Here is a 14,707-nt window from a genome sequence, read left to right on the forward strand (position 1 = left end):
GAATTCGATGCTCGATGCGACCAAGACACAACGTGCGCGCGGATTGTTGACCGCGTCTGCCCGCAGCGACGTACCGCCGTTCATGGTGATGGACGTGATGGCCGCGGCCGACCGGATCGAAGCGGCGGGCGGTCACGTCATTCATATGGAAGTCGGACAGCCATGGGCGCCGGCGCCGCGTGCAGCGCTTGCCGCCGCGCATGCGGCGCTCGACAGCAGCCGGATCGACTACACGTCCGCACTCGGGATTCCGTCGCTGCGCGCACGGATCGCGAAGCATTATCGCGAAACCTATCGCAGCGACGTCGATCCGGACCGCATCGTGGTCACCACCGGGTCGTCGGGCGCGTTCATCCTGTCGTTCCTGGCTCTGTTCGAACCGGGCGACCGCGTCGCAGTGACGGTGCCGGGCTATCCGCCGTATCGCCACATTCTGAATGCGCTCGGCTGCGTACCGGTGCCGATCGAAACCCACAGCGAGACGCGTCATGCGCTGACCGGCGAGGCGCTGCTTGCCGCGCACCGCAAGGCACCGCTGAAGGGTGTGCTGGTCGGCAGTCCCGCCAATCCAACCGGCACGATGATGACGCGCGAGGCGCTGACCGAACTGATCGCGGTCGCCGAAAGCGAAGGCATCCGCTTCATCTCCGACGAGATCTATCACGGCCTCGACTATGCATTCCCCGCGGTGACCGCTGCGGAGCTGTCACCGAACGCGGTGGTGATCAATTCGTTCTCGAAGTACTTCTGCATGACCGGCTGGCGCGTCGGCTGGATGGTGCTGCCGGAGAGCCTGGTGCGGCCGGTCGAGCGTCTGCAGCAGAATCTGGCGATCTCGGTGCCGACGCTGTCGCAGATCGCCGCCGAGGCGGCGTTCGACGGGCGCGACGAGATGGAAGCGGTCAAGCGCGGCTATGAAGAGAACCGCGCGATCCTGATCGAAGGGCTGCCGAAGGCGGGCTTGACCGAGTTCCTGCCGGCCGACGGCGCATTCTATCTGTACGCCGACGTCTCGGCCTTCACCGCCGACAGCTACGATTTCACCAAGCGGATGCTGGAAGAGGCGAGGGTGGCGGCGACCCCGGGGATCGATTTCGACCCGGTGCGCGGCAAGAGCTTCGTGCGGTTTTCCTACGCCCGCTCGGCGGACGACATGCGCGAGGCGGTACGCCGGATCACGGCTTGGCTTGGTCGATAATTTCGCCAGAATGACTGTGTCGGCAATTTCACTGCTTGATCTTCGCGGCATTTCGTCGCTATAGGCTCCCGCGACTAATTCCTCTCGGGAGAATTCCCTTGCCGCTCGGTTCGTCCGCGCCGCCCAGGATGGGCGGCCACACCGCGCTCGCAGCCGCTTTGTGGCCGCGGCGCACGGACGGATTCTCTGCCTGGTTGCGGATGGCGGTTTTGATCGCCTTCGGCTCGGTGCTGCTGGCGCTGTCCGCCAAGGTCAACTTGCCGCTGCCGCTGGTTCCAATGACGCTGCAGACGCTGATGGTGGTGCTGATCGGCGCCGCCTACGGCGCGCGGCTCGGTGCCGCGACCGTGCTCGCCTATCTGGCCGAAGGCGCCGCCGGATGGCCGGTGTTTGCCGGGCCGGTCGGCGGGCTGGCGCCGCTGCTCGGCCCGACCGCCGGCTATCTGGCCGGCTTCGTGGTCGCCGCCGTCCTGGTCGGCTGGTGCGCCGAACGCGGCTTCGACCGCTCGGTGGCGAAGCTGTTCGCCGCAATGCTCGCCGGTCACCTCGCCATTCTGACGCTCGGCTTCGCCTGGCTCGCCTTCGGTCTGCATCTCGGCCTCGCCAAGGCGTGGTGGGTCGGGGTGGTTCCGTTCCTCGCCGGCTCGCTGGTCAAGTCCGCGCTCGGCGCGGCCTTGCTGCCCGCGGTGCGCCGCATCGTCGACCGCCAACGCTGACGGTTCGTTCTTCAAATCGACTAGGTCGACCGGACTGCCTGCGGTCGGCCTGCAATGTCTTATCGTTCGACAGGCATCAAGCGAGTGGAGTGATCGCCATGTCGGCAACGACCCATATCGATGCACCGGCACTGCCGAAGCGCGGCAAGTCGAAGCCCTTCTACAAGGTGCTTTACGTGCAGGTGCTGTTCGCGATCGTGGTCGGCGTGCTGGTCGGATGGCTGTCGCCGCATTTCGCCACCAACGAATGGATCAAGGCGCTCGGCGACGGCTTCGTCAAGCTGATCAAGATGGTGATCGCGCCGATCATCTTCTGCACCGTGGTGTCGGGCATCGCCCACATCCAGGACGCCCGCAAGGTCGGCCGCGTCGGCATCAAGGCGCTGCTGTATTTCGAAGTGGTGTCGTCGTTCGCGCTGGTCCTTGGCCTGATCGTCGGCAATCTGTTTCCGGTCGGTCACGGTCTCGCCGCCAAGCCGGACGCCGGTGCGGTGGCCAAGTACGTCGATCAGGCCAGCCACATGAGCGCCGTCGACTTCGTGCTGCACATCATCCCGGACAGCGTGGTCGGCGCCTTCGCCAAGGGCGACATCCTGCAGGTGCTATTGTTCGCGGTGCTGTTCGGCTTCGCGCTGATGGCGCTCGGCGAGCGCGGCCACCGGCTGCGCGACGTGATCGATGACGCCGCGCACGCGGTGTTCGGCGTCATCGCCATCGTGATGAAGGCGGCGCCGATCGGTGCGTTCGGTGCGATGGCGTTCACCATCGGCAAATACGGCCCGGCCGCGCTCGGCAATCTGATCGGCCTGGTGGCGCTGTTCTACGCCACCTCGGCGCTGTTCGTCGTTCTGGTGCTCGGCACCATCGCCAAGTTCGTTGGCTTCAACATCTTCAGGTTCATCGGCTACATTAAGGACGAGCTGCTGATCGTCCTCGGCACCTCGTCGTCGGAAAGCGCGCTGCCGCAGTTGATGGAGAAGCTGGAGCGGCTCGGCTGTTCGAAGTCGGTGGTGGGCCTCGTGGTTCCGACCGGCTACTCGTTCAACCTCGACGGCACCAACATCTACATGACGCTGGCGACGCTGTTCATCGCCCAGGCGCTCGGCATCGAATTGTCGTTCGGCGATCAGGTCGCGATCCTCTTGGTGGCGATGTTGACCTCGAAGGGCGCCAGCGGCGTCACCGGTGCCGGCTTCGTCACGCTCGCCGGCACGCTCGCGGCCGTGAACCCGGCGCTGGTGCCCGGTATGGCGATCGTGTTCTCGATCGACAAGTTCATGAGCGAGGTTCGCGCCCTCACCAACATCACCGGCAACGGCGTCGCCGCGGTGTTCGTGTCGTGGTGGGAAGGTGAACTCGACCACGACCGCCTGCGCGCCAACCTCAGCCGCAACGTCGACCCCTCCGACGTCGAGACCGCCGTCACCACCGGCTGACGCCGTCGCTTCAATACTCGCTCTGATCGTGAGATGCCCGCGCTCGTCGCGGGCATCGGCGTTTTGGGGGGGGCGTTTCGTAGGTGTGAACGATACGCAGATTTCTACGAGGCGTTGGAAGCGACGTCGGACAGGAAGCTATAGCGCCGGGTCAAATAAGAGGCCCATGGATCGTCTGCCCCGGCTTCGCGGAGAGTCGGCAGAAACAGCTCCTCAATGGTGCGATTGACGAAATCGTTCGGCTGCACAAGGAGTGAGCGGAATAAATCGAACGCATCGGTACCGCAGCCGAGCTCTCGCAGGGGCGGCGAGGTGACGCGGTGCAGCGCATGATTTCCCGCGGGTGAGATATGCAGCACCCGAACGCGGCGTGCACCATCGTGCTGCGCCAGTTGCATCTGGTGCGCCATCATCTGCTGACGGAGCAGTTGATAGAAAGGCTCGTAGAAAAAATCCGTCACATTGAGATCTGGATTGGTCTTAAGCGGCCCCTTTGGATTGAAGGCAATCCCTGAATAGCGACGGCATCGTTCGGAATTGCCGCTCTTCGGGATCGGGGCTCCATACTTCTCGGTGTATTTCCACTCGATCAGCAGAAACTCGGGGCCCTGATCCGTGCAGAACCGGACGACCGCATCGGCGCTGGTCGAATTAGCGCCGCGCTGCAGCGGCTTTCCGTTCTTGCTCTCGTTCAGATAGTCATGCCCGCCGCCGTTCCATTCGAAGCCGACGTACCATGGCCGTCCGTCAGGACCATCTTCGACCGGCATCATATCCGGCGGCCGGATGTCGAGAGCGCGGCCGATCAATTGTGAGAGGCGGTCCGGCCGTTCGGCCAGCGGCATCAGGAAGTTGAGGCAGCATTGCTGAGACGACAGTGCGTGGTTGGCATGGCGGTGCCAACTAATTTTGTACTTGGAGAAGTATTGCGCGGCAGTGCTCCTGATCATCGGTGCCAGGAGCTGCGCCTTCTCGCTCGGGCCCACCCGATAGGGTGAGTTCTGAAAGCAGGTGCGCGCCGGGAGCGTTTCATCCAGAAAGGCGGTCTGGCGCAGGCGTTCGCCGACTTCGAATGTCAATGACGAGCGGCGGCTGCTTGGGGTGTTCTCAGGCTGAGTATCCATGAGCAATATCCATGTTTTGAAATGCGGTGATCGCGAACCGACCGTCGGCGGCTGAAAAAGAAAATGCCCGCGACGTGCGCGGGCATTTTGGAGGCTGTTGTCTTGATGGCGGATTAATTGCCACCGCCGAAGCGGCGGGACCACCAGCCGACGCGCCGCGGGGCGGCCGAGGAGGGCTCCTCTGCGGGTTGCGCGGCTGCTTGTGGCGCGGCCTCGGCGGCCGGGGCTTCCACCGCAGGCGCGGCCGTGGCCGGCTGCTCGGCCTGAGCGGTCGGCTCGGGCTGCACTTCGGTTGCGGCCTCTGCCGTCGTTTCGGAGGCGGCGGCCGATGCGCCGAAGCTCACCTTTTCGCGCACCGTGGAGCGGCGACGCGCGGCCTTCTTCGCGGCGCTGTCGTCCTCGGCGGACGGATCGCTGGTGTCGGGTGCGGCGGTAGCTGCCGTGTGTTGCGGCTCGGAAGGCGCAATGTCGTGCGGCAGAGCGTCGTGCGGCTGCTCGGCCTCGGCGGCCGGTTCGAAGCTGGGTTGCACCGAGGGGCTGCCGCCGTCGAAGTCGGCGACAGCGTCCGCAGCTTCCGCTTCGTCCGTCGGGGAGAGTTCGTCGCTGATCGAGCCGACCACGCCGGCTTCGTTCTCGCCGGCCTCGGCATTGCCGCGACGGCGACGGCCACCGCGACGACCGCGGCGGCGCGGACGGCGTTCGCCGTTCTCGCCTTGGTCGGCCCGGGCTTCGGCGTCGCTGTCGTCTTCGCCGGCCTCGTCGCCTTCGTCAGCTTCGCCGACCTGTTCGACGCCTTCGGAAACAAACGGCTGCTCGCCATCTTCGCCCACTGCACCAGCTTCGGCGGCTTCACGCGGCTCGCCCGACCGCCGACGGCGGCGGCGACGGCGACGCTTGCGGCCTTCGCTTTCGCTTTCGCCGGCCTCGCTGCCCTGATCCTCGGTGAGGCCGACGGTCTCATCGGTCTCGATCTCGGCTTCGAAATCGTAGCCGTCGTCATCCTCGGGCTCGTCGAGCGGCGCCGGGGAGGCGGCGATCTGCGCGGCGAGCAGCGCCTTGGCAGTCTCGAGCGTGTGGACCTGCTCACCGCGGTCGATCACGAACGACTGCTGGCCGCTGACGGTCGGATCGGCCAGCACCGACAGCGATACCCGGAAGCCGGTCTCGAGGTCGCGCAGATGGCCGCGCTTGTGGTTGAGGACGTACAGCGCCACGTCGGTGCGGGTGCGCACGATCAGGTTGTGTGTAGCGCCCTTCATCAGCACCTCTTCGAGGCCGCGCAGCAGCTGTAGCGCGACCGAGGAGACCGAGCGGACGTGGCCCGAGCCGCCGCAATGCGGGCAGGGCTCGGTCGAGCTCTCCAGCACGCTGGCGCGGATGCGCTGGCGCGACATTTCGAGCAGGCCGAAATGCGAGATGCGGCCGACCTGGATGCGGGCGCGATCCTGCCTCAGGCAGTCGCTGAGCTTGCGCTCGACCGCCCGGTTGTTGCGCTTCTCGTCCATGTCGATGAAGTCGATGACGATCAGGCCGGCGAGGTCGCGCAGCCGGAGCTGCCGGGCGACTTCCTCGGCGGCTTCCATGTTGGTCTTGAGCGCGGTGTCCTCGATGTGGTGCTCGCGGGTCGAGCGGCCGGAGTTGACGTCGATCGAGACCAGCGCTTCGGTCTGGTTGATGACGATGTAGCCGCCGGAGCGGAGCTGCACGGTCGGCGAGAACATCGCGTCGAGCTGGCTCTCGACGCCCATCCGCGAGAACAGCGGCTGGCCGTCACGATACAGCTTCACCGCGCGCACCTGCGACGGCATCAGCATGTGCATGAAGTCGCGGGCTTCGCGATAGCCGGCTTCGCCGGCGACCAGCACCTCGTCGATTTCCTTGTTGTAGAGGTCGCGCAGGGAGCGCTTGATCAGCGAGCCTTCTTCATAGACCAGCTTCGGCGCCTGCGAGTTCAGCGTGACGTCGCGCACCGTCTCCCACATCCGGATCAGGTATTCGAAGTCGCGCTTGATCTCGGGCTTGGTCCGCGAGGCGCCGGCGGTGCGCAGGATCACGCCCATGCCTTCCGGCACGTCGAGGTCCTGCACTACTTCCTTCAGCCGTGAGCGGTCCTGGGCCGAGGTGATCTTGCGGCTGATACCGCCGCCGCGGGCGGTGTTCGGCATCAACACGGCGTAACGCCCGGCGAGCGACAGGTAGGTGGTGAGCGCAGCACCCTTGTTGCCGCGCTCTTCCTTGACGACCTGCACCAGCATCACCTGGCGGCGCTTGATGACTTCCTGGATCTTGTACTGCCGGCGCGGACGGAAGGCGCGTTCCGGCACTTCCTCGAGCACGTCGTCACCGCCGACGGACTCGACCACGTCCTCCTCGGCTTCCTCTTCGTCATCCTCTTCCTCGTCGTCCTCGGCTTCCGCCTCGGTGTCGGAGTCGGTTTCGACCTCGTGCTCGGCTTCAACGTGATCGTCGTGCGCCTCGTGTTCGTCTTCGGCCTCGTGGTGCTCGTCGATCGGGAACGGCGCGTCCTCGGCGTAGTTCGCGCTGTCCTCGCCGTGGTCGTCGTCGTGCGCGTCGGTTTCGTCGTGCGACGCCGCTGCCTGCGGGGCTTCGACCGGCGCGGGAGCCTCGGCAACCGCCGGCTGCTCGATCGTGACGGGCTCGGCCGCAGCGCTCACCTGAGGCTCGGACGGAGCAGCTTCGGCGTGGGTGTGTTCGTGATCGGCGGCGTACTCGGCGTCGTGCTGCTCGGCGGTCTCACCCTCCGGCAACTCGTGCATCAAGCGCTCGGCCTCGGCGTGAGCCCCGGCCTCGTGCGCCTCTTGATGGTCGGCAGCCTCGTGGGGCTGCTCGGCCGCGACGTCGGTAGCGGCTTCGACGATCTCGCTCTGCACCCGCTCGCCGTTGTTGCGGCGGCGATGGCTGCGATGCCGCGACCGGCGGCGGCTGGAGCGCTGCTCGTTTTCTTCTTCGGCTTCGCGGTGGGCGCGTTCGTCGGCTTCGATCAGGGCCTGCCGGTCGGCGACCGGGATTTGATAATAGTCGGGATGGATTTCGCTGAAGGCGAGGAAGCCGTGGCGATTGCCGCCATATTCGATGAAAGCGGCTTGTAGCGAGGGTTCAACCCGGGTGACTTTTGCGAGATAGATATTGCCGCGGAGTTGTTTGCGCTGGGCGGTTTCGAAATCAAACTCTTCGACGCGGTTGCCACGGACCACGACCACCCGGGTCTCTTCCGGGTGGGTGGCGTCGATCAGCATCTTGTTGGCCATTTTTCAACTCATGTCGGCGAAGCGCGCGCGAAACGGCTCGCGCAAGCAGCGCGGCCGGCAGACGCGACGGTCCACCTGATTCGGGGGTGAGGGGAAGGCCGAAACGCATCGCGGTGTGCCGTGCCGGTCGGGGACCCGAGGCGACGCGCAAAGCGAAGCGAGAGCTTCGCGGCGGCGCGGCCTTTGCGTGGGTCGGATTCGGCATCGCAGTCTGGCGCATTAAGCGTCGGCCCGTCTGAACAGGTGGCGGCTCGATCAGCCGCCGTGTTGTCTCGCTGATGGGCCGGCTCCGCGCCGAGGCGCTAAGCCGGAGTAGGGCATCCGGCGGGTGTGCCGAATGTAGCCGGTCATGAAGTGTTGAACCGTCCCTGGTACAAGAGAAGGCCCGGGGACGGACGCCGTTCGGGCTGGGCCGGCACTCCTTGACCTGCCGCGCGCTGCGCTGGCTTGGAGGGGCCGGCAAAACGCAAAATCCGCCGGGTTTGGGATCGGGGACTTAGCGCTGCACCGAGTGGCTGAACGCGACACAACCGGTAGTATAGACCGTCAGCAGTAAATACATACGTGGATTGGGTGGCGGTTGCAAGGTGAGCGTCGCGGCCCGGCAACACCCCGCAGGTTTCATCCCGAGCCACTTAAGGTCCGATTAACCGTGCAGTTCTATTGCGGTAGAACGACTTCCGGGAGGGTTGGGATTCGTTTGGCACGCCGCGCAAATCATTTTGTTTTGTACTGTGCAATCAGTGCGTGCGCTGCAGCATTTTTGTGCCTGGCGCCCTCCGCGCTGACGCCTGCCGTCGCCGAGACCGCTGCGCCCGCCGTCGCTCCTGTTCCGACGTCTTTTCCGATCGCTTCCGACGCCCGCATCGCCGGTGATGATCACCAGACCCGCCTGATCGTCGATCTCGACGGGAAGGTGCCGCTTCGCGCCTTCGCGCTGGCCGACCCGTACCGCGTCGTCATCGATCTGCCGCAAGTCAATTTCCGGCTGCCGAAGGGCACCGGCGAAAGCGGGCGCGGCCTGATCAAGGCTTTCCGCTACGGCCTCGTGATGCCCGGCGGCTCGCGAATCGTGCTCGATCTCTCCGGGCCTGCCAAGATCGCCAAGGCCGAGATGCTCGATCCCGCCAACGGCCAACCCGGACGGATGGTGATCGATCTCGAGTCGATCGACCGCGCCGCCTTCATGCAGGCGCTGCAGACCGCCGAGAACGTCGCCGAATTGCGCCCGACGGTGGCCGGCACCGAGACCACCGCGACGGTGTCCCGGAGCGTGCCGCTGCCGAAGGTCGAGACCGACGATCCTCGCCCGGTGGTGGTGATCGACCCCGGCCACGGCGGTATCGACAATGGCACCCAATCCGCCGATGGCGTTGCCGAGAAGACCATCGTGCTCGATTTCGCCGTCGCGCTGCGTGACCGGCTGGCGCAGCAGGGCAAATTCCGGGTGGTGCTGACCCGTGCCGACGATACCTTCATTCCGCTCGGAGACCGGGTGAAGATCGCACGCGAGCAGTCCGCCGCGCTGTTCGTCTCGATCCATGCCGACGCGCTGCCGCGACGGGAGGGCGACGCCCAGGGCGCCACCATTTACACGCTGTCCGACAAGGCTTCCGACGCCGAAGCGCAGCGGCTGGCCGACGCCGAAAACAAGGCCGACGCGATCGGCGGCGTCAATCTTACCGAAGAGCCGACCGAGGTCGCCGATATCCTGATCGACCTGGCACAGCGCGAGACCAAGGCGTTTTCCAACCGATTCGCCCAGCAGCTGATGAAGGACATGAAGGCGACCACCCGGATGCATAAGCGGCCGATGAAGTCGGCCGGCTTCAGGGTGCTGAAGGCCCCCGACGTGCCCTCGGTGCTGATCGAGCTCGGCTACGTCTCCAACAAGGCCGATCTGCAGTACCTACTGTCTGAACAGTGGCGCAGCAAGACCGTTGGCGCGGTCGCCCAGGCGATCGATTCGTTCCTGAGCAAGCGCCTGGTGACCGCCGGTCCGCCGGGCTGAGGCGGCCATCAGCGGTGCGGGGACAGGCCTGGCCGGGCCCTAGTTTGGCCACAGCGTAAGTTCTATAAGAAGTCGATAAGACAGGCTGCCCGGTTCGCGAGGCGATTGCAGTTCGGGCCTCGCCCGGTGGCGCAAACCGCCCGGGTTGCGAACGGTGGCATTCTCGGTCAAGGGACATCCGCCGCGAGGCGCGGCCCTGGATGGAAACGGAACTCTCTGATGCGCTTTCTGCTGCGTTTCTTCGGCTTCCTGTTCGCGGCCGGAACAATCGTGTTCCTGGTCGGCGTTGCAGCTGCCGCCGGGCTGATCTGGCATTTCTCCAAGGACCTGCCGGACTACTCGCAGCTGCAGGACTACGAACCGCCGGTGATGACGCGAATCCATGCGTCCGACGGATCGCTGCTCGCCGAATACGCCAAGGAGCGCCGGCTGTACCTGCCGATCCAGGCGGTGCCGAAGCTGGTGATCAACGCGTTCCTCGCCGCCGAAGACAAGAATTTCTACGAGCACGGCGGCATCGACTATCAGGGCATGGCGCGCGCCGCGCTGTTGTACGCGCAGAACATTGGCACCAACCGCCGGCCGCAGGGCGCCTCCACCATCACCCAGCAGGTCGCCAAGAACTTCCTTCTGACCAACGAGGTGTCGTTCACCCGCAAGATCAAGGAAGCCTTGCTGGCGATGCGGATCGAGCGCGCCTATTCCAAGGACAAGATCCTCGAGCTGTATCTCAACGAGATCTATCTGGGCCTCGGCGCCTACGGCATTGCCGCGGCTTCTCTGGTCTATTTCGACAAGTCGGTGAACGAACTGACGGTCGCGGAAGCGTCGTATCTGGCGGCGCTGCCGAAGGCGCCCGCAGCGCTGCACCCGATCCGCAACCACGACCGCGCCGTCGAGCGCCGCAATTACGTGATCGACCGCCTGGTCGAGAACGGCTGGATCAACCAGGCCGACGCCGACAAGGCGCGCAAGTCGCCGCTCACCGTCACCAACCGTGGCAACGCCGCGCACACCTTCGCGGGCGAATACTTCGCCGAAGAAGTCCGCCGCGACATCTTCGAGCGCTACGGCGAGAAGAAGCTGTACGAGGGCGGCCTGTCGGTGCGCACCACGCTTGATCCGAAGCTGCAGATCGAAGCGCGCAAGACCATGGTCGCGGGCCTCGTCCGGTTCGATGAAGCGCGCGGCTGGCGCGGGCCGGTCACCAAGCTGGAAATCGCCGGCGACTGGGGCGTCAAGCTCGCCGACGTGAAAGCGCTCGCCGACATCACGCCGTGGCGGATGGCGGTGGTGCTGGAGACCTCCGACCAATCCGCGCGGATCGGACTTCAGCCCGGCCGCGAACTCGGCGGCGCGATCTCCAAGCAGCGCGAGACCGGTCTGGTCACGCTCGAAGGCGTCAAATGGGCCAAGCCGGCCGCCGGCCCGTCGCGCGGCAAGACCCCGCGCACGGTGTCGGAAGTGCTGTCGCCGGGCGAGGTGATCTATGTCGACCCGCTGCTCGACAAGGACGGCAAGGCAATCGAGGGCCAGTACCGCCTGCGGCAGCTGCCGGAAGTGTCCGGCGCGATGGTGGTGATGGACCCGCTGACCGGCCGCGTGCTGGCGATGGTCGGCGGCTTCTCGTTCGACCAGAGCCAGTTCAACCGCGCCACTCAGGCGTATCGGCAGCCGGGTTCGTCGTTCAAGCCGCTGGTGTATTCGGCGGCGATGGACAACGGCTACACCCCGTCGACGGTGGTGATCGACGCCCCGATCGAAATCGACCAGGGGCAGGGCGTCGGCGTGTGGCGTCCTGAGAACTACTCGACCGGCAAGTATTACGGCCCGACCACGCTGCGCAACGCGCTGCAGCGCTCGCTCAACACAGTGACGGTGCGGCTGGCGCAGGACATCGGCATGCCGTTGATCGGCGAATACGCCAAGCGGTTCGGCGTCTATGACGACCTGCCGAACTATCTGTCGTATGCGCTCGGCGCCGGTGAAACCACGGTGATGCGGATGGTCACCGCCTATTCGATGTTCGCCAATGGCGGACGGCGGGTGAAGGCGACGCTGATCGACCGCATCCAGGACCGCTACGGCCACACCATCTTCAAGCACGATCAGCGCGAATGCCGCGGCTGCGAAGCGCCCAACGGCTGGAAGAACCAGCCGGAGCCTCAGCTCGTCGACCGCCGCGAGCAGGTGCTCGATCCGATGACCGCTTACCAGATCACGTCGATGATGGAAGGCGTGGTTCAGGCCGGCACCGCGACGGTGCTGCGCGAGGTCGGCAAGCCGATCGCCGGCAAGACCGGCACCACCAACGACGAGAAGGACGCCTGGTTCATCGGCTTCTCGCCGGACCTCGTTTGCGGCGTCTATATCGGCTACGACAAGCCGCGCAATCTCGGCCGCGGCGCGACCGGCGGCCATCTCGCGGCGCCGATCGCCAAGGACTTCTTCAAGCTCGCGCTCGCCGAGAAGCCCGCGGTGCCGTTCCGCGTGCCGGCCGGCATCAAGCTGGTCCGGGTCGACGCCAAGAGCGGCATGCGGGCCGGCCCGGGCGACGGCCGCACCATCCTCGAGGCGTTCAAGCCTGGCACCGCGCCGCCGGACAATTACGCGGTGATCGGCGTCGCCGACGCCGACGCGCGCCAGCAGCAGCAACAGCAGATGGCGCCGCCGGACGATCGCGGCTTCATGCGGCCGGGCACTGGCGGGCTGTACTAGCCCACGGCCAATCGCCGCGTGGTTGATCGCGGCGATTGCGCTTTGCCGCCGCGACCGCTAAATCGCCTTCATCATTGATGCGGCCACGAGGGCCGCGTCTCCGCCATCAGAGTTTCCATGCGCGCAGAAATCGAACGCCTCGTCGAAGAGATCAAGCAGTCAGTCGGGCTGCTGAGGAGGCATCTTTGACGTCGATCAGTCGACCGTCCGCCTCGCGGAGCTGAACAAGCTCGCCGAGGATCCCGACCTCTGGAACGATCCGCAGAAGGCCCAGAAGCTGATGCAGGAGCGCACCTCGCTTGAGGATTCGCTCACCGGCATCGGCAAGGTCGAGCGTGAGCTGACCGACAATATCGAGATGATCGAACTCGGCGAAGCCGAGGGCGACGAAGGCATCGTCAAGGAAGCCGAGGATGCGCTCAAGGCGCTGAAGAAGGAAGTGGCGCGCCGCGAGCTGGAAGCGCTGCTGTCCGGCGAAGCCGATCGCTTCGACACCTATCTCGAAGTCCACGCCGGCGCCGGCGGCACCGAAAGCCAGGACTGGGCCTCGATGCTGCTGCGGATGTACGTCCGCTGGGCCGAGAAGCACGGCTTCAAGATCGAGTATCTCGAAGAGTCCGAGGGCGAAGAGGCGGGGATCAAATCGGCGACGATTCAGATCTCCGGCCACAACGCCTATGGCTGGCTGAAGACCGAAGCCGGCGTGCATCGCCTGGTGCGGATCTCGCCGTTCGACTCCAACGCCCGTCGGCACACCTCGTTCTCGTCGGTTCAGATTTTCCCGGTGATCGACAATTCGATCAAGATCGACATCGCCGAGTCCGACGTCCGCGTCGATACGATGCGCTCCGGCGGCGCCGGCGGTCAGCACGTCAACAAGACCGAATCCGCGGTGCGCCTGACCCACATCCCGACCGGCGTCGCGGTGGTCTGTCAGGCCGGCCGCTCGCAGCACAAGAACCGCGCCCAGGCGTGGGACATGTTGCGCGCCCGCCTGTACGAGATCGAACTGAAGAAGCGCGAGGAGCAGGCCGCCGCCGATCAGGCCGCCAAGACCGAGATAGGCTGGGGCCATCAGATCCGCTCTTACGTGCTGCAGCCGTATCAGATGGTCAAAGACCTTCGCACCGGCGTGCAGACCTCGGACACCGCCGGCGTGCTCGACGGCGATCTCGACGAGTTCATGGCCGCCACCCTGGCCCAGCGCGCCTTCGGCGGCGGACCGGGCGCGATCGAGGATGTCGACTAAGCAGCGATGGCGGGCGTTCCCCAAACCCGCGTCGCCTTCATCGGCCTCGGCAAGATGGGCCACGGCATGGCCGGCCGGCTGCTCGAAGCCGGCTTCGACGTCGCGGTGTGGAATCGCAGCAAGGCCAAGGCGGACGACCTGATCCGCCGCGGCGCGCGATGGGCTGATAGCCCGGCTGAAGCAGCGCGCGACGCGCGCGCCATCCTCACAATGGTCGCCGACGATGCTGTCTCGCAGGCGGTGTGGCTCGGCCCCGATGGCGCGGCGACGACCGCCGCCGCAGGGACGCTGGCGATGGAATGCTCGACGGTGTCGCATCGGCATGCGCTCGATATGGCTGCTACGCTCCGTGCGCGAGGCCTCGTCTATATCGATTGTCCGGTGACCGGACTTCCCGACGCTGCAGCGCGCGGCGAGCTGACGCTGCTGATCGGCGCTGAGCCGGCCGACCTCGATCAGGCCCGGCCGTTTCTCGCGCCGCTGAGCCAGACGATCCGCCATTTCGGCCCGGTCGGTGCCGGCACGGTCTACAAGCTGATCAACAATCTGATGGGCGCGATCCAGATCGCCGGCATCGCCGAGGGCATCGCGATCGCCGAACAGGCCGGCCTCGACATGGCGCTGGTGCGCGAGGCGCTCCTCAGCAGCGTAGTGGCAAGTCCTCAGGTGCTGCGCCATGCGCCCCGCATGATCGCCCGCGACTTCAGCAATCCGACCTTCACCGCTGCGCTCCGGCACAAGGATGCGCGCTATGCGGCCGCACTCGCCGAGACGCTGCGACTGGAACTGCCGTTGTCGCGTGCCGCGGTGGCAAGTTACGCGCGCGCGACCGATGCGGCGGTGGACGACGATGAGGGCAGGATCGTCGAAGTGGTGTCGAAGCCGAATCCGCGCGACTAACCGGCGGCGCGACGGCTTGATCGGTTAACCCTTCGCGGTGCAAGCGCTGATCGCCACCGCGCTGCGGATCATCGACGGCCGTGCTG

At 65.9% G+C, this 14,707-nt stretch carries 9 protein-coding genes; 7 read left to right on the top strand and 2 right to left on the bottom strand.

Annotation, left to right across the window (positions count from 1 at the left end; all coding sequences use genetic code 11):
• The first annotated feature begins 7 nt into the window (after positions 1 to 7).
• From HZF03_RS11900 to HZF03_RS11910, 3 genes are all read left to right on the top strand, one after another.
• On the top strand, positions 8 to 1,198 hold the full coding sequence (locus tag HZF03_RS11900; RefSeq protein WP_119018270.1) for a pyridoxal phosphate-dependent aminotransferase: 1,191 nt from the start codon (positions 8 to 10) through the stop codon (positions 1,196 to 1,198).
• A 128-nt stretch (positions 1,199 to 1,326) separates the two neighbouring features.
• Positions 1,327 to 1,914 (top strand): biotin transporter BioY, encoded by a 588-nt coding sequence (locus HZF03_RS11905; RefSeq protein ID WP_104512670.1) that lies wholly within the window; start codon positions 1,327 to 1,329, stop codon positions 1,912 to 1,914.
• A gap of 98 nt (positions 1,915 to 2,012) precedes the next feature.
• Positions 2,013 to 3,350 (top strand): dicarboxylate/amino acid:cation symporter, encoded by a 1,338-nt coding sequence (locus HZF03_RS11910; RefSeq protein ID WP_119018271.1) that lies wholly within the window; start codon positions 2,013 to 2,015, stop codon positions 3,348 to 3,350.
• A gap of 104 nt (positions 3,351 to 3,454) precedes the next feature.
• Here HZF03_RS11910 and HZF03_RS11915 read toward each other — a convergent pair whose 3' ends face one another.
• The gene (locus HZF03_RS11915) at positions 3,455 to 4,474 is read right to left on the bottom strand and encodes a PGN_0703 family putative restriction endonuclease (RefSeq protein ID WP_119018272.1); all 1,020 of its coding nucleotides are present in this window, start codon (positions 4,472 to 4,474) and stop codon (positions 3,455 to 3,457) included.
• 113 nt (positions 4,475 to 4,587) lie between these two features.
• Positions 4,588 to 7,743: a ribonuclease E/G gene (locus HZF03_RS11920; RefSeq protein WP_119018273.1), complete on the bottom strand. Its 3,156-nt coding sequence runs from the start codon at positions 7,741 to 7,743 to the stop codon at positions 4,588 to 4,590.
• 700 nt (positions 7,744 to 8,443) lie between these two features.
• On the opposite strand from HZF03_RS11920, the gene HZF03_RS11925 reads away from it, so the two are divergent.
• The 4 genes from HZF03_RS11925 to HZF03_RS11940 all read left to right on the top strand — a co-directional run bounded on the left by HZF03_RS11925 (position 8,444) and on the right by HZF03_RS11940 (position 14,621).
• Positions 8,444 to 9,754: an N-acetylmuramoyl-L-alanine amidase gene (locus HZF03_RS11925; RefSeq protein ID WP_119018274.1), complete on the top strand. Its 1,311-nt coding sequence runs from the start codon at positions 8,444 to 8,446 to the stop codon at positions 9,752 to 9,754.
• A gap of 219 nt (positions 9,755 to 9,973) precedes the next feature.
• On the top strand, positions 9,974 to 12,472 hold the full coding sequence (locus HZF03_RS11930; protein ID WP_011158002.1) for a penicillin-binding protein 1A: 2,499 nt from the start codon (positions 9,974 to 9,976) through the stop codon (positions 12,470 to 12,472).
• 117 nt (positions 12,473 to 12,589) lie between these two features.
• Positions 12,590 to 13,721 (top strand): peptide chain release factor 2 gene (gene prfB, locus HZF03_RS11935; protein WP_012495939.1). Its coding sequence is split into 2 segments (ribosomal slippage): positions 12,590 to 12,658 and positions 12,660 to 13,721, totalling 1,131 coding nucleotides; the frame shifts between segments, so codons are not numbered across the junction.
• 6 nt (positions 13,722 to 13,727) lie between these two features.
• A complete protein-coding gene (locus HZF03_RS11940; protein ID WP_119018275.1) occupies positions 13,728 to 14,621 on the top strand; it encodes an NAD(P)-dependent oxidoreductase in 894 nt (297 codons plus the stop codon).
• The last annotated feature ends 86 nt before the right edge of the window (positions 14,622 to 14,707 follow it).

This window comes from Rhodopseudomonas palustris (genome assembly GCF_013415845.1).
Lineage (GTDB): Bacteria > Pseudomonadota > Alphaproteobacteria > Rhizobiales > Xanthobacteraceae > Rhodopseudomonas > Rhodopseudomonas palustris_F.